Below are 18,172 nucleotides of genomic sequence, written 5' to 3'. Positions count from 1 at the left end.
CTAGTGGGATGAGTTTTCAGGATGATATGCAGCAAGAAGCTCATGACGATTTTGCCGGAAGCCGTCAAGGTACCAGCGATTCACCTGCGGGTACGTCAGGCGGAGGGCAGGCGTTTTCCCCGTCACTGGATATCCGAATTTATGACGATGCAGACCGGCTGAACCGTGATGCTGCGGATATCGTCTGTGAAGCCGTGGTATCGGCAATCCATCCAGTGCTGGGCTTTTGCACCGGCATGACGCCGGTCGGGCTGTACCGGGAGCTGATTCGCAGATATTCGGCAGGGGAGCTCTCCTTTGCAGATGCTGCGGCATGCGGACTGGATGAATATATCGGACTGCCGCCATCAGACCCGAACAGCTTCCATGCGTTTATGCGGGAGCAACTGCTGGATCATGCGAACCTGCCGATGGAGCAATTCCATCTCCCGGCCGGTACGGCTGCTGACAGTGAGGCGGAGTGCCGGCGGTTTGACGGGGTGCTGGGCCGTATCGGCCGCAGGCATCTGCATATTCTGGGCATTGGCCGCAATGGACATATCGGCTTTAATGAGCCGGCTGATGCACTGCCTTACGGCACACGGCTTGTTGGGCTTAGTGAGGAGACGATGCGGGCGAACGCAGTTTACTTTGATCCGCCGAAGCGTATCCCGCACAGTGCAATTACAATGGGAATTGGCAGCATATTGGATTCGGATCATCTGCTGCTCATCGCCTTCGGCAAGGAGAAGGCCGCTGCGGTAGCCAAGGCGCTGACCGGCCCGATTACAACCCAAATGCCGGGCTCACTCCTGCAATTGCATCCGCGGGTTACGGTAATGCTGGATCGGGAAGCGGGGAGAGGCCTTGCAGACAGGCTGCAAGATGACCCTGCTGCCGGGGCAAATATAAGGTTGAACATTTATTGAGTTTTTTTAATACAATGAGAGCGGCTGCTTGTACGGGATATCGTACAAACAGCCGCTTTTTTTCACTTCCCCCTCTTGTTGCGCATAGCTTTGACCTGCTCTATCTGTTGATCCTGAATAAGGCGGGCGTACTCTGCAGATTCCTTGCCGTATAGGGCAATTTTGCCCTGTTCATTAAAATGGAGTCCCCAGCCGTAGGTTTTGGGCAGCGGGGATGCGCGCAGACAGGCTCTGGATTTGGAGAAGAAGGCTGTGCGCAGCGCAGCTAAATCCTCGTCTTGCAGCCCGTTCTGAACTACATGGGTTTCAAACAGCAAATCCTCTTGTGTATAGGTGTAAGGCTGCTCAGTGAGAAGATGATACTGAATGGGAATGGCTTTGTTTCAGTATAAATGACGGAGCAATTATAAGAAAAGAAGAATAAACAAACCTCGTTAGTTCTATTGATCTATACTCCATTGGTCTATACAATGGTTTTATTGGAATTACCTAGTAATTATTTGATTTTTTTTGTTGATGTTGTGAGATTGATTATACGATGTCTGACAAAGCTGCTTGACTGCTTCATTTCATTATCCCGTGGGAGATAAGGGTGTACGTTTACCGAGATATTTGGAGTGAGGTCACTTGCTCATAAAGTTCAGGAGAAATTCCCGGAGTAGAGGTTGTACAACTATATGAAGAGCATGATGAAGCGGCAGGATAGCTTGCATTTACTGATAGTAAGTGTTGTTAACTGATTTGCAAGAAAAAGCATCCAATACTGGAAGGTGAAGAAATGATTAGAAAAGCCGGAATCAAAGATCTTGAATTCATGATTCAAATTGATTTGAAAGATGAAGGTGTAACTACTTCTGATTCTCCTAAAACGCAAAAAGAATTAAAGACGCATTCAAATCAGATTTTGAATTTTGTTGTTGAAAAAGATAGAGGAGCATTTATTTTTGAAGATGAGGAGAACAAGAAGCGGATAGGCTTGATCATGTACTCGATGGTTAACCGGGACCATAATTTTCCTTGGAAAACTGTCTTTCAAGAATTGGGCAGGAGCATGTTTCAGGAAGACGGACGATTCGTGCAGATATTTCAATTATGGGTTGCCCCTGAATATAGACGAAGCGGTATTGCAACCAAGCTTAAAATTAAACTTGAGGAACTGGCAAAAACAAATGAAGTGAACCTAATATACACACATACAGAGGAGACAAATAAACACGTTATAGAACTTAATGAGAAACTGGGATATCGAATAGTAAGAAGAGGTCCAATTTGGGATGAGGTAGTACGAGTAAGTCTTATAAAGCAATTACAATAAACGATCTGCATGTGTCCTGGGAAACGCCATTGGTCTTGTTGCAGAAAAAAAGATTGCGGCAAAGATAAGAAGAAAAAGCAACGTAAATAGGCTGCAAAGCAAATCGCTGCAGCCTAGTCAAAAGAAGTTCTTTTTAAGATCGCTTTTCAGGAGCGGGTACACATCCCTATAAAAATCTTGATCCGTGTAAACGGAGAATTTGGTATTCTCGTTTATCCATGTTGATATCTGAATTAAATCGTCAATATCTGTATAGATCTGATTTATATTTGCATAAGGTTCTTGGTTATTTTGGTATAAATGTGCCCGATAGGTGCGCAGTTCGGATAGATAACCGTTAATTAGTGACTGGGATTGCAGAGTGGATATACTCTTATCCTTTCGTTCTTCATCCGGTATGTATTTGGATGCCACTACATATTGAAATTCAGCCAGTTCAATGCCCTCAATGATGTTGCTTACATGGTCTGGACTGTTGATGTATTCCCTGATTTCTTGTCCGCCTGTACTTGCCAATGCGTTCGAAAAAGTAACGGCATGCATTTCCATATAATACTTATACATATTTATGGAGTTGTTTTTGTCAGATCTAACGGCAATGAAATGATAGGCATTGAATCCTAGTGAAACGATTAATAACAAGCAGAGTAAGTATCTTTTTGAAAAAATGGCCATCAACAATACCCCTTTTTATGAAAATCGCTATAAATGATCACTGTGATGCAGGCGGCGTATAATCATCATGCCAAATTTGATACGCTTCGATGTTCTCTGGCGAGTAATTAGATGCGTCATAGGTTTTGAAATACTGTGAATAGTAGCCCAGCTCTTTCTCCGGGGCTTTGATGCGCAAATGAAATTCACTAACCCGGCCGCTCCAGCCGACACTTGAAGTAATATGATCCATATGCTCGATCGTAGCAAATCCGCGGATGTGATCCAGCATTGCGGTTAGTTCATCCGCTGTCGGCTCATTTTCCATTTGAATGGTGCAATACAGATTCGGCCGGGTAAAGGAGAAGGATACCTTGCGAATATCCGGCCAATTTTCCCGCAGTTCCTGAGAAAGCGTTTTGGTACCGGCTGTCCGAACGGTGTGCGTGGTGCTGCAGCCCGTCAAGAGCAGGAGCAGCAAACAGAGGGCAGCGTAGCCCAAAGAATAGCGCATAGCGGGATCGCCTCCTCAAGCATCTTTCAAATATATGGATACTATAGCATAAAAGCTCAAGGAGAGGTATCATGCTTAGCGGAATACAATTGCAGCGAGAATAAGCATTTCAGTTCTGTTGAAAAATCATAGATTGTGAATTGAGGGGATGTAATGATCTGGAGTCGATTGTAGAAGTAAAACTAAGCTCGGTCTCTACCATCTTAAATAAATAAAATGCAAAAATAACTATTAATCCTATTTGAGTGGTCAAATACACGTGCCAATAGCTCCGATTTTTTACTCCGGCTTCGAATCAAAACAGAATCTTCGATGGTGAATATGCGAACGCGGTGCGAAGAAATGAGCGATTCAAAAACCGCCAGATTACGTCTTTGCCGGTAAGATTCGCTCTACGGTTACTTTCCAGAAGGCGAAACCATGTTTTTCCTTCAAAAACGAGAGGAAATACGATTTTAGACCTGAAAGACCAAAAGATATGGAAATACCTGCGTGCCGCAAAGATTTCCCAATGGAGTGGTGCTGTTACTCATATTCACCATGTAAGACCGCGTAACTTAGGTGGGACTAACGATTTTAATAACTTAATTCCAATTCCAGCCGTAATTCATGAATCCAGAGTATCTCCTTTGGTTCGTTGGATATTAGTGTGATAAACTGACTTCAGGACTGTGATTGCATAGTCTATGAGGTCAGTTTTTTTGAAAGGATGATTCCATTGATACAAAACCACATCCATCAATTTAAAAAAAGACTTGAAACGAACAACGGATGTACAGAGATCATCATTCCAGGTGGGGATAGTGTAAATGTTCGCAGTCATTTCAATCCTCCGGCTGCCAAGCAAGACATCCAGAGACTAACCAATTATTTTTCTTCTCAATTTCCTAATGACTACCTTCAGTTTTTGGAATGTTGTAACGGTGCATCGTTATTTGAAGACCTGCAGTATGGTGGTGAGAATATCTTATACTCAGTTGAGCAAGTCATTTTTTTAAATGATATATCCAGACAACAGAATCAGATTACTGTGGCAAATATATTAGATGACCGAATTGTTATAGATTTAAACTTATGGAGGAAAGGAGAGGATCATTACTTATTGCTTTGTGAGAGCCAAAATCCTGTAGAAATCTCCGGAAAATTTTTTTGTGATTTTGAAACATGGTTAGAACGCTTTATAATTGCTCAAGGAAATAAATACTGGTACTGGAAAACAGAACGTAAGTAATTAGTAAGATAAATACGGGACTCCATGAATTAAAGTTTACTTTAAGGAGTACAATTAGAAACTCAACGTTCACATCATGAAATCGGCAAACAAGCTTGGATGTAACCAGGCACACTGGAAATCCAATTTTGGAGTTGGCGTCCAAACAAGCGTCTAGCTACATGGATTTAAGCCGGTTAGTTTGCTGTGATAAGTCAGTTGATGCCATATTACGCGAGCCGCAACAGCGAAAGCTAGGGATTCCGGAGTGGCAGGCGTACCCATGGGGAAACACTCGATTGGGCTACTGGCGAATAGCCGGAAGCGCAATGCTGAATCGCACTGTAACAAACGAAAAGCTCGCACAGGTAGGATATTATGACTTTCCTGCCTAGTACGAGCGTCTGCGTCAATTGCACTTAAATAGATGAACTTCCTATACCGAACGGTACGCACAGTGATGTGAGGGGGTGGCTAATCAACTAATGGGTAGCCTCCTGCTTGGCTGGCTAGGGGCTCCCTAACAAAAACAAATCGCCGAAGGCTTCAGGATTCTTGTGGCCGATGCCGCTGTTGTACTCCATCCAGCCTTTGCGGCCTGAGCCGTCATTGTCGTTGACTAGCAGCGAGAACTTAAGCTGGGTGCCTTCCAAAAACGTGTCTGCACCAAGTTCCTCGCGCAGAATAGCCAGCTCGTAGATCGTCTCCTGATCATGTCGCGTAATGCCGACCCGCATGTTGTTCATCGGCCCCGGTTTGAAGGCGCGCGGGCCGAGCCAGCGGAACGTCGTAGTCGTACCTTTTTCAAGCAGCGCGGCCCCAAATTCGTGAACGCCGGACAGGCGTCCGTTTTCATCCACCAGCCGGAAGCCAAGCTGTACACTGTCGCCTAGATAGATGTTAACAGGCACCTCCTGCTGTACATGCTGATCGTCCTTGATTTGCAGAGCGATGTACACATAGCTCTCATCCCATGCAACCCAGCCAAGCCCGCTAAGGTCATCCGGTCCGTTATAATCATGCAGCCGCAGCTGCGACTGACGATTCAGGGGAAACGGGTGTTCAAGCTTCCAGTCCTCAAGCGATCCGTCGATTGTAAGCGGCTTCGACAGCTTCTCTGCGACATAGACATAAGTCAGTACGGCTGTCTCTTGCAATATGGCGCCTGAGCTATTCAGTACGGCAATCGCCTGCGGATCATCGGCGTAATTAGCCAGCGTCAAGCTGCTGCTCGCGCCGGGCTGCAGCAGCTCAAGCGGATAGGTTTCCTGCTTCTGTTCTTCGGTTTCAAGCGAACTTATGCCCAGTGTTCCCTGCAGCGCGCGGGGTGACTGGTTCGTGACGGTAAGGAGGGTCTGTATTTGACGGCTTGCCTTGTCATAGACGACCGTTCTAGCGATGCTGAGCGGCTCCTGCACCTTGATATATACGGCGAGCGGTAAGGCAGAGGAGCCCTTATCGCCCGTCTTCAGCAGCAGCGGATAAATGCCGGCCCGCGCATCCTCGGGAATCTGTATGGCAGGGTTCTGCCCGGAAGCGAGCGAGTCCGAGCCTGCCAGCTTCCAGCCCTTCGGCAGGCTGACTTGCAGCCGATTGTCCTCTTCAGTATGCTGAGGCTTTCTGATTAGCGGTATTTCGGCCGTATCGCCTGCGAATGCGCCAATTTCGATTTGTCCCGGAATAAAAGACTGGTCAGGCGTCGAAATCGCGTTTCGCAAGAAATGAACAGTTGACTGAACAACCTGCTGCCAATACGCAGGGTCCTGATAGTTGTGCCAGCCGCCCTGCAGCGTGACTAGCTGATTGTATACGCCAGCCTTGCCCAGTTTGTCGGATAGTAGCAGGCTTTGGTCGTACAGAACTTCGGCATCGGCCGTGCCGTGTATAATCAGGGTTGAAGGGAATCCCACGTTGATCTTGCCGCCGAGCAATGGTCCATAAATATCGATGACGGCAAACAGTCTGACCGAATCATTCTGACCGGATGCTGCGAACTGGTTGGCGTAGGCAGCTGCCAGCAGTCCGCCCGCCGAGTCGCCTCCGATCGCTGTATATTTTGTGTCAATCCGATAAGTGTCCTGATGCTCATAAAGCCAGTTTAAGGCATCCTGAATATCTGCGAGCGCATCGCTCAGCGTGCCTTTCATATCATACTGAGGATTGGCCCGGAGGCGATAGTTTATAGATGCGACAGCATAGCCTCTGCTGGCCCATTCCTCGGCAATAGCCTTTGCATCACTTTTATCGCCGGAATTAAAGCCTCCCCCGTGGATAAACAAAATTAGCGGACGTGCGGCCTTCCCTTCCTGGACAGGCTCATACACATCGAGTTCAAGCTGCTCCTCCTTGCCCCGCTCATTTGCCTTGACTGCAAAAACGATATCCGTCTGCACCTGTATTTTGAATACCGGCTCCAGCAGCCAGGATGCTTCTGTGTCCTTGTTGTCGATTGAATTCGTTAAGTACTTAAGTCCCAGCACGCAAAGCAGCGCTATAACGGCTATAATTGCGGCCGACCATAGGATAAGTCTGGCATGTTTTCCCAAAGCGAACCACCCCTTTTCGCTCATTATTTCAATTATTGAGAATGGATGTAAGGGATGGTTTTACGACAATTATGTTTAAAATTACGATTGTTGAACAAAGAATGGGGACTTCCCAAGTAACGGGGACGATAAATTCAATTATTCGCTATGCTAAGATTATCTCTGAGATAGAAGCATGGCTTAAAACCGCAGAAGATTGAAAAAAGGTTTTGCTTTAAGGATGCGATAGAGGTCAACTGTAATGGCTTGTAAACAACATTCAACGACCTGTAAAAGCGTGTCATGCCAATGTTATTCGAAGTAGAACGGGCTGTCCGCCTAGCCGGGCCGGGTATACATTTCACACAAAGGAAGCTTCTCTCTGGGGAGATCCGGACTCCCTTGAAAAACTCATACTTGTTCTGCCTCCTAGCGCAGTATTTTTGAGATTGCGTTCAAGACTTCCGGATTTTCTAGTTCTATTAATACGACACAATATGACGTATTAAGAATATATAATGGACAGCAGACAAGATGAGAGGAGTAACAGATCATGAAATATTTAGATGGAAAAGTGGCTTTGGTGGCAGGTGCCACGCGTGGTGCAGGCAGAGGGATTGCAGTCGAATTAGGAGCAGCTGGAGCTACTGTCTATGTGACAGGACGCACAACACGGGCACAGCGCTCTGAATACAATCGTCCAGAAACGATTGAAGAAACCGCTGAACTTGTGAATAGGGCGGGAGGCTGCGGGATCGCGGTTCAAGTCGATCATTTGGACCCTGTCCAGGTTCAGGCTCTAATTGCCCGCATTGAGAATGAGCAGGGGAGGCTGGACATACTGGTAAACGATATATGGGGAGGCGAGAACTTGATACAGTGGCAAGTGCCCGTGTGGGAACATTCCCTTGACCAGGGGTTCCGGATGCTCCGGCTTGCGATTGACACGCATATTATTACAAGCCACTTTGCACTTCCCTTATTAATCCGAAATAAGAATGGGCTGGTCGTTGAGATCACGGACGGCACGGCAGAATACAATAATCAAAATTACCGTTTATCAATGTTTTACGATCTGGCTAAGTCGTCAGTCATCCGCATGGCCCGGTCTTTAGCCCATGAACTTGCACCCTATTATTGCACTGCTGTAGCAGTGACTCCGGGGTGGATGCGCTCTGAAATTATGCTGGAACACTTTGGTGTAAAAGAGGAAAATTGGCGGGATGCCACAGAGAAGGAGCCTCATTTTATAATCTCGGAAACGCCGAGGTATATAGGGCGTGCTATTGCCGCACTGGCTGGCGACCCGGAAGTCGCCAGGTGGAACGGTGACTCGGTTTCGAGCGGCCAGCTTGCCCAAGTGTATGGTTTTTATGATCTTGACGGCTCACAGCCGGACTGTTGGCGGTATATCGAAGAAGTACAGGATGCAGGCAAACCGGCGAATGCTTCCGGTTATCGTTAAAATTATTTTTAATCCTGATCACACAAGCTTCTGACGAAGCTGCTGTACCCATAGCAGCTCATTTCTGTAAGACGAGATGATATTTTCCGCAATCATCTCCCACAGACAGGCTTCACGCTCTGTCCGGTTGGGGACATACAAGCTTCTGCGCTTCTTTTCTTCCTGCAAGGCAAGATGCAAGCTGATCTCTGCCTCATAGCGGGACAACAAGTCATCCAGTTCCTTGGAATTCAGCTGGTCAGCCCAGGCCAATTGGGTTAAAAAGCCTTTCTTGAGCTCCGGAAGCTCGGGGGACGAGTCAACCCAGTTGCGCAGTTCTGCAAGTCCCTTGTCTGTAATGGTATATATCTTCTTGGACGGTGAGCTTTCCTGGTGTTGCACCTCATGGGTCACCCAGCCGTCCTCAAGCAGCTGGACTAAAGATTTATAGATTTGATTGTTATTGCCTGACCAGTGCATGAAGGAGGAATCCTCAATCATTTTTTTGAGATCATAACCGGTTGATGGTTTCCAGCTTAGAAGTCCCAAAATCGCCAGTTTTATTGACATCAAATACCATCCTTTTCGTTAACATTGTATGTTAATAGTAACATATTGTTCGGAGGTTGTCTAAATAGGTGTTCCTGATAATTCCGTAGTGCAACAGAAAAAGAACCTTCATCCGAAAAGATTGAACGAAAGCAACGTCAACAGGCGGGGCGCCAGGAATTGAACATCCGGGCGCTCGATGATATATTCACAGGGGAATGTCAATGACTGTTTTCCTGCTGCCTCTCTGTGCGGACCGACAACTTGCAGCTTCCATCTGCTGTTTGGCAGATACAATGTTTTTAGTATGTGTGAATCATTTTCCTGCAAGAACTCTCCCCCATTAATACCTGATTATGGTACAATGGAATTTATTACATCCATCATTCGGGGGAGTCTATGTCATCAAGATATTCATTTCTGATAAAAATGATAGCGTTTACAATATTTATTAGCGCAGTCCCGCTGCTCGCATTGGGCATGTATGCCTTTTTCCAGTCGACCTCTGCCGTGCAGACCAAGGTTAACGAAGCCAATGTCTTTATATTGCAGCAGTCACAAAGCCGGGTGGAGCAGATATTGAAAGTTATTGACCAGGTAGCCGGGCGCTTTGCGGAGACACCGCTTGTAACCGGAGATGTGGGCAAGGAGCTGAAAATCGAGGATTTTCAGGACATTGATCTGCTAGTGAAGGGAATGCTCGGCGTACAAACCTACGAGCTGGGCGTCAAAGATGTGGAATTGCATAGCCTGCAGCACGGCTGGTATATCAAGGACGGCGGCTTTTATTTCGGGGACGGTAAATTACAGGATATCAGCCACTTGAAATGGGGCTATAATGTCGGCTGGACACCGGAGCCAGGAGACGGATTCACAGGCATCCGGCTGGTGAAGATGATTCCTGCTAATGCTGCTGAACCGAGGGGGTATTTGTCCGTTCGAATGTCCGGAGGGGAACTGATCAAGCTGCTTGCAGCCGGGTTCTCAACCGGTGAGACGATGATTCTGGACGATAGAATGAATGTTATCGTACATAGCGAAGGGAGACTGACCGGTCAAAATATTGCGTCTGAGCCTTGGGTGAAGGATATTCAACTTGCTGCGCAGCCACAAGGCTATTTGAACAGCGTTGTGCTGGGCGAGTCCAGCAGCGTTGTCTATAATCAGTCCCGTTACAACAACTGGACCTATGTATCGGTCATCCCGCTCGGGGAAGCGAAGAAGGAGTCCGCCCTGATCGGCTGGGCCACCTTCACGGCTTGTCTTGCACTGGTCTTGATCGCTGCGCTGCTCTCCTATTGGGGCTCCAGACGGATGTATTTCCCGGTGCGGCGGCTGCTCGAATTCACAATGCGTACCGGCAAGGCTACAGGGGGAAGCGAGACCGTACGGGACGAATTCCACAGAATCAGCACACACCTGGCCCTGCTTCACCAATCCAATGAGCTGCTGGAGGACCGGATGAAAATTCAGTCTGTTCAACTGGTCGACTACTTTATGCTGAAGCTGCTCCAAGGGGAGCTGCTGCCTGGAGAGCTGGCGGAGAAGCTGCAGCAGTTCCAGATTCCTGAGTGGCGCAAGTACGCCGTGCTGCTGATGCAGATCGACACGCTTGAACAGACCCGATACGAGGTTCGCGAGCAGGACTTGCTGCTTTTTGCGATGAACAATATCGCTTCAGAGCTGATACCGCCGCCGCAGCGGATTCATGCCATGCCTGTCGGCAACTACCAGGTGACACTGGTCGGGAGCGATGCGGACAGCCACGGAGCGCTGCTTGCGGAGTTGAGCGCACTGGCCGAATCCGTGCAAAAGGCGGTGGACGAGTATCTGGGGCTAAAGGTCAGCGCGGGCATCAGCAGGCCGTACGATGAAATGTATGCAACGCCGCAGGCATTCCTTGAAGCAAAGGAGGCGCTGCAGTACCGGCTCCGGCTGGGAGAAAAGGCGATCCTGCATTTGGATGATCTGAAGCCGCCCCAGGCTGCAGGCCATTATTATCCGCATCATCTGGCATCTGAGCTGGTACAGGCAATTGCCTTCCTGGATGCCGTCCGGGCGGATGAGCTGCTGCGCCAGTTCATCCAGGAGGTGCTGCGGATCGAAACGGACCCGCGGCTCTACCGGGTATCCTTTGCCATGCTGCTGACAGATTTGGCCCGGACGGTCTATGAGACAGGCGGCACAGAGGAGCTGTTCGCCCGTGACAGACAGAATAAGTATGAGCAGCTATTTGGATTAAAGACACCGCAGGAGATTGAAGTCTGGTTCCGGACGGGAATGATTGAGCCGATGATTGAGCTTGCCCGCAAGCGCCACGACTCCTCCGGTAAAAGCATTTCACGGTCGGTTCTGGAGCTGATTCATGACCATTATGACAGCGATTTGACACTGGATCAGTGCGCGGCCCGGCTAAATTACAGCTCGCACTATGTCCGACGGATGTTCCGCAAGGAGACAGGGATGAACTTCAGCGAGTATCTGGCCTCCTACCGGCATGAAAAGGCAAAGGGCTGGCTGAGCGGCACGAGCATGAAGGTGACCGAAATTGCCGATCGTCTCCAATATACGAATGCGCAAAATTTTATCCGGCAGTTCCGCAAGCTGGAGGGTATGACGCCGGGGCAGTACAGGGAGCAGAAGCTGGCGGAGGTGTAAACAGCGGTCATCATACTGAATATGCAATTGCGAGAGAAGCCTTGATTCTACTTGATGTAGAGCAAGGCTTCTTTTTTGAGAACCCATGTCTGCACGAACGCTGCGGAAGCAGACAAAGTTTTCTGTGCGACCATTTTTTAGCCTGTTTGCGCCTGTTCCCAAATGATTATCCGCTGTGCCGCAAATGATTACCTGGACTTGCTAAACCCTTGCTGTGACTGGGGTTTGGCAATAGGAGCGCTGCGGATTATTGCTGGCAATCCGGCTCTTCCTTTATGCTGGCCCTATCGAATAACCGAGGAGGACGACGAATGGCGGAAACGACAACTTTGCCGGTGCGGGGAACGGGCGGGCAGCCGGGCAGCCGAAAGCTGGCACGGCTGATGAAGAACAAATGGCTCTATCTGATGGCGCTTCCCGGAATGCTCTATTTTATCATTTTTAAATATTTTCCCATGTGGGGATTGCTCATTTCTTTTCAGGAGTATCAGCCGTCGCTTGGCATGCTGGGCAGCAAATGGGTAGGCTTCGATCACTTTCACCGTTTTTTCTTCGATGCATCATTTGGAATGCTGTTCCGCAATACATTGCTGCTTGCCTTATACAATCTGGTGTTTTTCTTCCCGCTGCCGATTTTGCTGGCGCTGCTGTTAAATGAAATTCGCAGGGAAATGTTCAAGCGCTTTATTCAAACGATCGTTTACGTGCCGCATTTTGTATCCTGGGTTGTGGTTGTGGGGATCTCGTATATCTTCTTTACCACCGAAGGCGGGATTGTCAATGACATACTGGCGGCGGTCGGGCTGCCGAAAATAGATTTTCTGATGTCGGAAGAATGGTTCCGTACAATGATCATCGCCCAGGTCGTCTGGAAAGAAACCGGCTGGGGCACGATCATTTTCCTGGCGGCGCTTGCCGGAGTTGATCAGCAGCTCTATGAGGCAGCCAGGATTGACGGGGCAGGACGGCTCAGACAACTGTGGCATATTACACTTCCAGCGATCCGCAGCGTCATTGTCATTTTGCTGATTTTAAGGCTGGGCTCGTTCCTCGATACGGGCTTCGAGCAGATTTTCCTGATGCTCAACTCGATGAACCGCGAGGTCGGGGAAGTGTTTGACACGTACGTCTACAATGTCGGTATTCAACAGGGACAGTTCAGTTACAGCACGGCGGTTGGTTTGTTTAAATCGGTAATCGGGCTGGTGCTTGTCGTCGGCGCGAACAAGCTGGCCAAAAAATTCGGCGAAAGCGGCCTCTTTTAAAGGAGATGATGACATGATCGGCAGAAGTATCGGCAGCCGCATTTTTGACGGGTTCAACTATACGTTCCTGGGACTGATGGCTTTCGTAACCATTGTTCCGTTCATCTATATCGTGTCGGTCTCGTTTGCCGAGCCGGAGGAAGTGCTGCGCCGGGGGTTTATTTTGTTCCCGACGTCCTTTTCCCTGGAAGGCTACAAATATATCTTCTCGACCGGGACGATTCTGCAAAGCTTGTGGATAACTGTCGGCATTACGATAGCCGGGACGCTCATTAATTTGCTCTTTACGGCGCTGCTTGCCTATCCGCTGTCCAGACAGGATTTTAGCGGGCGCAATCTGTTTATGATGCTGGTGGTGTTCACAATGCTGTTCAACGGCGGGATTCTCCCGACTTTCCTCGTCGTGAAGGCGCTTGGGCTGTTGAATACTTATTGGGCGCTGCTGATTCCCAATGCGATTAGCGCTTTTAACCTCATTGTCGTCGTCAGTTTTTTCCGGCAATTGCCGGAGGGGCTGGAGGAAGCGGCGAAGATTGACGGGTGCAATGATTTCGGGCTGCTGTTCCGTATCGTGCTGCCGCTATCGGCTCCGGTGCTGGCGACATTCGCATTATTTTACGCAGTGGGACACTGGAACACCTTTTTCAATGCGATTTTGTATATCAATGATGCAGACATGTGGCCGATTCAGGTATGGCTGCGCCAAATCGTCATTTTGTCCCAAGGGGGCATAGGGGACTCGACGCAGTTTGACCATAACTATATTGCGCCGCCGTCGCAAATTATCAAGATGGCTGTCATCGTTATTTCGACGGTTCCGATCCTGCTTGTGTATCCTTTCCTGCAAAAGCATTTTGCCAAAGGCGTTCTGTTGGGCTCCGTAAAGGGTTGATCGAATTTCTGCCACTTGCTGGCGGAAAGGCTTTCACATAAAATTTATAATAGGGAGGAAATTCCATGAAGAAATGGCAGACAAAATGGAAGAAAACAGGTATTCTGGCAATGGGGGTCTTGCTCGGAACCACTCTCTTGGCAGGCTGCGGGGGAAATGCGAATCAGCCGGGGGGCGTTGCAGACAAAGACAAAACCGCAACAGGCGAGGCCCAAGGCCCGCTCAAGCTGAGCATTATGTCCCTGATGTATGCGGAACCTCCGAAAGCTGACAGTGACGTGCAAAAGACCGTTGAAGCGTATACGAATTCGAAGCTGGACATTTCCTGGGTTCCGAACTCGATGTACAAGGATAAGGTCAATGTGACGATCGGATCTGGCGAGCTTCCCAAGGTGATGCTTGTTCAAAACAACAAGGATTCGAATATTTTGAACGCTGTACGCTCCGGCGTCTTTTGGGAAATCGGCCCGTACATCGATGATTATCCGAACTTGTCCAAGATGAGCAAGGCTGTATTCGACAATATCAAGGTGGACGGTAAAATTTACGGCCTGTACCGCGCCAGAGATTTGTCCACGTTCGGCCTCATCTACCGCAGCGACTGGCTGAAAAATGTCGGTCTGAGTGAACCAAAGACGGTTGATGATCTGTATGCGGTCTTGAAAGCATTTACACTGGATGATCCGGACAAAAACGGAAAGCAGGATACGGTCGGATTAACAGAAGAGAAGGCAATGGAAGGCTTCAATGTAATTGCGTCGTTCATGGGTGCTCCCAACGGCTGGGAGGTCAAGGACGGCAAGCTGAGCCCTGACTTTTTGGCTCCGGAATATTTTGAGGCGATGAAATTTTACAAGAAACTCTATGATGAGAAGCTGATCAAGCAGGACTTCCCGGTGCTGAACAACCAGCAGAAGAAGGATGACATCAATCAGGGCAAGGCAGGCATGGTCATCTCCAATATGATTGATGCTGCTGCCTACCAGGCTTCGCTGACGAAGACATTCCCGGGAGCCGATGTCGATGTGGTCAGCCGCATCCAGGGGCCGAAGGGCGAGCGTACGCCGGGCGGACAGGGATACAACAGCGTGTTCATGTTCCCCAAATCGAGCGTGAAGACAGAGGAAGAGCTGAAGCAGATTTTGAACTTCTTCGACAAGCTGTCCGATCAGACGATGCTGGATCTGCTGGGCTGGGGAGCTGAGGGCAAGCATTACAAGATGGAAGACAGCAAGCCGGTATTTATTGATCAAAAGCTGTTTGATACGGAGGTAGGCTCCAGCTATCTGCAATTGCAGGTGGCGAAATATACGGCAAAGACGCCGGGGATGGAAACCCCGCTCATGGAGAAATACGGAAAGATGATTCGCGACAATGAGGAAATTGCCGTGAACAACCCGTCCAATGCGCTTGTATCCGATACACAGACAACAAAGGGAAATGAGTTGAAGCCGATTATCGAGGATGCCCGGACGAAGTTTATTTTGGGCAAAACCGATGAGGCCGGCTGGCAAAAGGCGATTGAGGACTGGCGCAAGGCAGGCGGGGACAAAGTCATTGAGGAGTTCAGCGCGCATTACGCGCAAATTAATTCATAGCTTGAAATCCATGCGAGAGGCGAAATACGCCTCTCCTTTTGGGCGTGAAGGGAAGAGGAGAGAGAAGAATGAGAGATATAAAAACAGCCATGGTATCCGGTACAGACCGGGGAATTGGGTTGGAGCTGGTCAAACAGCTGCTGGCCGGAGGCTATATGGTATTTGCCGGTGGTATTGCCCCTGATGAAGAGGCGATGGAGATTCTGGCGAGCCAATATCCGGACAAATTGCACGGGTTCCGTCTGGATGTAGGCAGTGACAGCAGCGTCAAGGAAGCGGCAGAACGGATTGCCGGAATTACGGACAAGCTGGATTTGCTCATTAATAATGCTGCGATTTTAGGAGATATTCATACGACCATTGAAGATTCATTGGATTTCGAAGAAATCCAGCGGGTCTATAATATAACCGCACTGGGCGCTATCCGCTTGTCGAATGCATTAATTGTACCGCTAATGAAGGGCGGCAAGCTGATCGCCAATATTACGTCAGAGGCAGGCAGCATCGGTAACAGCCATCGTGAAAGCTGGTTCGGATACAGTATGGCGAAGGCTGCGCTCAATATGGGGTCGACCATTATTCACCGCAAAATCAGCAAGTCTGGCGGGCGGGTGCTCCTGCTTCATCCCGGCTGGGTGCAGTCATCCATGAGCGGAAAATGGGATAATGGAGGAATTTACTCGCCGGAGGAAGCCGCTGCCAACCTGCTGGACAAAATCGCAGCGCACAAGGATGACATCCGGGAGCTGCCTTTATATATTGAAGCGGATACGGGGAAGGAACTGCCTTGGTAACGGGATGAGCGATGGATGTAAATAAGGGGGATTGGTCAAGAGCGAAGCATCCCCTTTTTTAACCAAAAATGCCGCCCAGCCATTCACAGATGCTTCTTTGACCGGAAAAAACGAGTCTGAGAAATGCTCTGCGGCTCGTTTTTCCTTGTCGAATATTGAAAGTGGCACGATTGCCGGTTATATTGACAAAAAACAACTTAATGTCTATTTTAGGTAGCAAAGCCTGGCTGTGAATTGATAAATACTGCTGAGAAGGAAAGCTGGAAACAGTTTGATTAATCCCTTGTTCGCGCCAATTGCCTGGTAATGAAGAAGTACAGAAAGGTGTGGGAGAATGATGAGACTAGAGACAGCCAGAATTCGGTTTCGCAAAATGGTAAGCGAGGATATTCCCGATTATCATAAATGGAGAAATGACATGGAGGTAATGCAGACAGCAAGTCTGTCGCTTAATTTGTACACCTATGCGGAAACGGAAGCGTTTGTACATAATGTTATTTTTGGAGCGGGAGACAGTGCCAAAAACTTTATCATCGTGGATAAAAATAGTGATCAGGCGATTGGCGATACAGCATTGGTACAACTGGATTATAAAAACCGCAATGCGGAATGTATTCTAAATATTAGCGAGAAGGAATATTGGGGGAAAGGGATTGGAACAGAAGCGTTAACGCTATTGCTTGATTATGCCTTCCTGGAAATGAACCTGCATCGTGTCTTTTTGCGTGTATTTTCCTTTAATGAAAAAGCGGTCAGATTATATACGAAGCTGGGATTTCAGCAGGAGGGAATAGCGCGGCAGGCTATTTACCGGGATGGCCGCTGGAGTGATATCATCCATATGGGAATACTGCAAGACGAGTACATCAATTCAAAGTAAAAATCACTATAAATAGCCTGAACCAGTCACCCAATAAAAATAAGATTGCCCCTATCTGACCAACAAGGCCATTTAGAGGCAATCTTATTTTTGTATAACTTTAACTAATCGAGGAATTGTTTTTTACCCAAGCTGAATTACTTTTTCTTGGGTAGCCCGCTGTTCATTCTCATCCCAGACGACGGTGATCTCGAATGTGCCGGGCTCGAAAAATAACGGAAACCTGCGCTTGAACCAAGGCTGCATCGGCAGTTCTGTTGCTTCGTTAATATGGACCCATGCCAGTTCGCCCTCCGGCGGGTTTTGCAGCAGCTCGCCTTGAAAATTTTTTACCAAATAGTTAAATACAATATATCTGTAATTTGTCTGTGGAACAACATAACCGTCCATCCCTTTGAAGATCAAATCCTCTTCCTTCACAAGAAGTCCAGTTTCCTCCCGCAGCTCGCGTACTGCCCCTTCTGTTATGGTCTCGGGGAAATCCACCTTGCCGCCCGGCCCCAGATAGCCCGGGAATCCGAGCTTGTCCGGACGATTAACGAGCAGCACCCGATCTCCATCCTGAACGAGACACATCGTATAGATCCCACACTCTAATTTTTGCAATGCTGACATAATATCCTCCATTTTGTTTCTGAGAAATGGTATGAAAATTCCAACTCCAAATATTTTATCACAGGTATGATGTATCGGAAATGTTTGTCCTTCAAGGTTATACGCGGGCAGAGCCGGGTATAGGAAATATAAAGACAGGGAGGAGGTTAATAAAAAATTAGATAGTTGGGCCTATAAGGATGCAGCATGAAATTGTAGTCATAAAACGGTGATTGTTGATCTATGAAGGCGGACAGAATATAGGAGCTGGCGTAAGAATTACGTAAGAATCAATTAATAGAATCGATAATTTCAAGATTTAGAATGAGGTCATAAGGAAAATGACACGGAACATATAGCTGTGGCTTCTTG

At 48.2% G+C, this 18,172-nt stretch carries 17 protein-coding genes and 1 pseudogene; 11 read left to right on the top strand and 7 right to left on the bottom strand.

The genetic code is table 11. The features are described 5' to 3' along the window. The first annotated feature begins 8 nt into the window (after positions 1-8). On the top strand, positions 9-908 hold the full coding sequence (locus tag H583_RS0124660) for a glucosamine-6-phosphate deaminase (protein ID WP_051236958.1): 900 nt from the start codon (positions 9-11) through the stop codon (positions 906-908). 62 nt (positions 909-970) lie between these two features. Here H583_RS0124660 and H583_RS34160 read toward each other — a convergent pair whose 3' ends face one another. Beyond that, positions 971-1,276, bottom strand: coding sequence for a DUF6157 family protein (locus tag H583_RS34160; protein ID WP_281170144.1), 306 nt, complete (start codon positions 1,274-1,276; stop codon positions 971-973). A gap of 410 nt (positions 1,277-1,686) precedes the next feature. On the opposite strand from H583_RS34160, the gene H583_RS35650 reads away from it, so the two are divergent. Next, positions 1,687-2,223, top strand: coding sequence for a GNAT family N-acetyltransferase (locus tag H583_RS35650; RefSeq protein WP_051236954.1), 537 nt, complete (start codon positions 1,687-1,689; stop codon positions 2,221-2,223). A 117-nt stretch (positions 2,224-2,340) separates the two neighbouring features. Here the strand turns inward: H583_RS35650 and H583_RS0124645 are convergent, their stop codons facing one another. The 3 genes and pseudogenes from H583_RS0124645 to H583_RS38190 form a co-directional block, all read right to left on the bottom strand. Next, positions 2,341-2,898 (bottom strand): hypothetical protein, encoded by a 558-nt coding sequence (locus H583_RS0124645; RefSeq protein ID WP_028562819.1) that lies wholly within the window; start codon positions 2,896-2,898, stop codon positions 2,341-2,343. Positions 2,899-2,935: 37 nt separating this feature from the next. Next, a complete protein-coding gene (locus H583_RS0124640; RefSeq protein ID WP_028562818.1) occupies positions 2,936-3,391 on the bottom strand; it encodes a hypothetical protein in 456 nt (151 codons plus the stop codon). Positions 3,392-3,633: 242 nt separating this feature from the next. Continuing rightward, positions 3,634-3,904 (bottom strand): annotated as a pseudogene (locus tag H583_RS38190) (IS4 family transposase); the annotation flags it as partial. Here H583_RS38190 and H583_RS38185 point away from each other — a divergent pair. Together H583_RS38185 and H583_RS0124635 are read left to right on the top strand one after the other, a co-directional pair. Then, positions 3,868-4,044 carry an HNH endonuclease gene (locus H583_RS38185; protein WP_425414546.1) on the top strand — a complete coding sequence of 59 codons (177 nt, stop codon included), beginning with the start codon at positions 3,868-3,870 and terminating at the stop codon, positions 4,042-4,044. The pseudogene H583_RS38190 and the gene H583_RS38185 overlap by 37 nt on opposite strands. 65 nt (positions 4,045-4,109) lie before the next feature. Next, positions 4,110-4,622, top strand: coding sequence for an SMI1/KNR4 family protein (locus tag H583_RS0124635; RefSeq protein ID WP_028562817.1), 513 nt, complete (start codon positions 4,110-4,112; stop codon positions 4,620-4,622). A gap of 488 nt (positions 4,623-5,110) precedes the next feature. Here the strand turns inward: H583_RS0124635 and H583_RS0124630 are convergent, their stop codons facing one another. After that, positions 5,111-7,147: an alpha/beta hydrolase fold domain-containing protein gene (locus H583_RS0124630; RefSeq protein ID WP_028562816.1), complete on the bottom strand. Its 2,037-nt coding sequence runs from the start codon at positions 7,145-7,147 to the stop codon at positions 5,111-5,113. Between the two features lie 532 nt (positions 7,148-7,679). Between H583_RS0124630 and H583_RS0124625 the strand changes: the two genes are divergently transcribed. Then, a complete protein-coding gene (locus H583_RS0124625) occupies positions 7,680-8,591 on the top strand; it encodes an SDR family oxidoreductase (RefSeq protein WP_028562815.1) in 912 nt (303 codons plus the stop codon). Positions 8,592-8,609: 18 nt separating this feature from the next. Here H583_RS0124625 and H583_RS0124620 read toward each other — a convergent pair whose 3' ends face one another. Next, entirely contained in the window at positions 8,610-9,140 is a 531-nt protein-coding gene (locus H583_RS0124620; RefSeq protein WP_028562814.1) for a PadR family transcriptional regulator, read from the bottom strand. Between the two features lie 378 nt (positions 9,141-9,518). Here H583_RS0124620 and H583_RS0124610 point away from each other — a divergent pair, with 378 nt between their 5' ends. The 6 genes from H583_RS0124610 to H583_RS0124580 all read left to right on the top strand — a co-directional run bounded on the left by H583_RS0124610 (position 9,519) and on the right by H583_RS0124580 (position 17,206). Continuing rightward, on the top strand, positions 9,519-11,777 hold the full coding sequence (locus H583_RS0124610; protein WP_028562812.1) for a helix-turn-helix domain-containing protein: 2,259 nt from the start codon (positions 9,519-9,521) through the stop codon (positions 11,775-11,777). 311 nt (positions 11,778-12,088) lie between these two features. Then, positions 12,089-13,042: an ABC transporter permease gene (locus tag H583_RS0124605; RefSeq protein WP_051236952.1), complete on the top strand. Its 954-nt coding sequence runs from the start codon at positions 12,089-12,091 to the stop codon at positions 13,040-13,042. Positions 13,043-13,055: 13 nt separating this feature from the next. Beyond that, positions 13,056-13,934: a carbohydrate ABC transporter permease gene (locus H583_RS0124600; protein ID WP_036710926.1), complete on the top strand. Its 879-nt coding sequence runs from the start codon at positions 13,056-13,058 to the stop codon at positions 13,932-13,934. A 65-nt stretch (positions 13,935-13,999) separates the two neighbouring features. Further along, on the top strand, positions 14,000-15,532 hold the full coding sequence (locus H583_RS0124595) for an extracellular solute-binding protein (protein WP_028562809.1): 1,533 nt from the start codon (positions 14,000-14,002) through the stop codon (positions 15,530-15,532). A gap of 68 nt (positions 15,533-15,600) precedes the next feature. Further along, positions 15,601-16,326, top strand: coding sequence for an SDR family NAD(P)-dependent oxidoreductase (locus H583_RS0124590; RefSeq protein ID WP_028562808.1), 726 nt, complete (start codon positions 15,601-15,603; stop codon positions 16,324-16,326). A gap of 337 nt (positions 16,327-16,663) precedes the next feature. Next, a complete protein-coding gene (locus tag H583_RS0124580) occupies positions 16,664-17,206 on the top strand; it encodes a GNAT family N-acetyltransferase (protein ID WP_028562806.1) in 543 nt (180 codons plus the stop codon). 123 nt (positions 17,207-17,329) lie between these two features. Here H583_RS0124580 and H583_RS0124575 read toward each other — a convergent pair whose 3' ends face one another. After that, positions 17,330-17,821, bottom strand: coding sequence for an 8-oxo-dGTP diphosphatase (locus H583_RS0124575; RefSeq protein ID WP_028562805.1), 492 nt, complete (start codon positions 17,819-17,821; stop codon positions 17,330-17,332). Positions 17,822-18,172 lie beyond the last annotated feature (351 nt).

Origin of the sequence: Paenibacillus pinihumi DSM 23905 = JCM 16419 (assembly GCF_000422505.1) — a bacterium.
GTDB lineage: Bacteria > Bacillota > Bacilli > Paenibacillales > Paenibacillaceae > Paenibacillus_D > Paenibacillus_D pinihumi.
This window is presented reverse-complemented; position numbering and strand designations above follow the sequence as displayed.

Bases quoted from the DNA above. Each gene is read 5' to 3' on its own strand.
- H583_RS0124660 (WP_051236958.1), top strand. From the start codon at position 9: ATGAGTTTTCAGGATGATATGCAGCAAGAAGCTCATGACGATTTTGCC.
- H583_RS35650 (WP_051236954.1), top strand. From the start codon at position 1,687: ATGATTAGAAAAGCCGGAATCAAAGATCTTGAATTCATGATTCAAATT.
- H583_RS0124645 (WP_028562819.1), bottom strand. From the start codon at position 2,898: ATGGCCATTTTTTCAAAAAGATACTTACTCTGCTTGTTATTAATCGTT.
- H583_RS0124640 (WP_028562818.1), bottom strand. From the start codon at position 3,391: ATGCGCTATTCTTTGGGCTACGCTGCCCTCTGTTTGCTGCTCCTGCTC.
- H583_RS0124625 (WP_028562815.1), top strand. From the start codon at position 7,680: ATGAAATATTTAGATGGAAAAGTGGCTTTGGTGGCAGGTGCCACGCGT.
- H583_RS0124620 (WP_028562814.1), bottom strand. From the start codon at position 9,140: ATGTCAATAAAACTGGCGATTTTGGGACTTCTAAGCTGGAAACCATCA.
- H583_RS0124610 (WP_028562812.1), top strand. From the start codon at position 9,519: ATGTCATCAAGATATTCATTTCTGATAAAAATGATAGCGTTTACAATA.
- H583_RS0124605 (WP_051236952.1), top strand. From the start codon at position 12,089: ATGGCGGAAACGACAACTTTGCCGGTGCGGGGAACGGGCGGGCAGCCG.
- H583_RS0124600 (WP_036710926.1), top strand. From the start codon at position 13,056: ATGATCGGCAGAAGTATCGGCAGCCGCATTTTTGACGGGTTCAACTAT.
- H583_RS0124595 (WP_028562809.1), top strand. From the start codon at position 14,000: ATGAAGAAATGGCAGACAAAATGGAAGAAAACAGGTATTCTGGCAATG.
- H583_RS0124590 (WP_028562808.1), top strand. From the start codon at position 15,601: ATGAGAGATATAAAAACAGCCATGGTATCCGGTACAGACCGGGGAATT.
- H583_RS0124580 (WP_028562806.1), top strand. From the start codon at position 16,664: ATGAGACTAGAGACAGCCAGAATTCGGTTTCGCAAAATGGTAAGCGAG.
- H583_RS0124575 (WP_028562805.1), bottom strand. From the start codon at position 17,821: ATGTCAGCATTGCAAAAATTAGAGTGTGGGATCTATACGATGTGTCTC.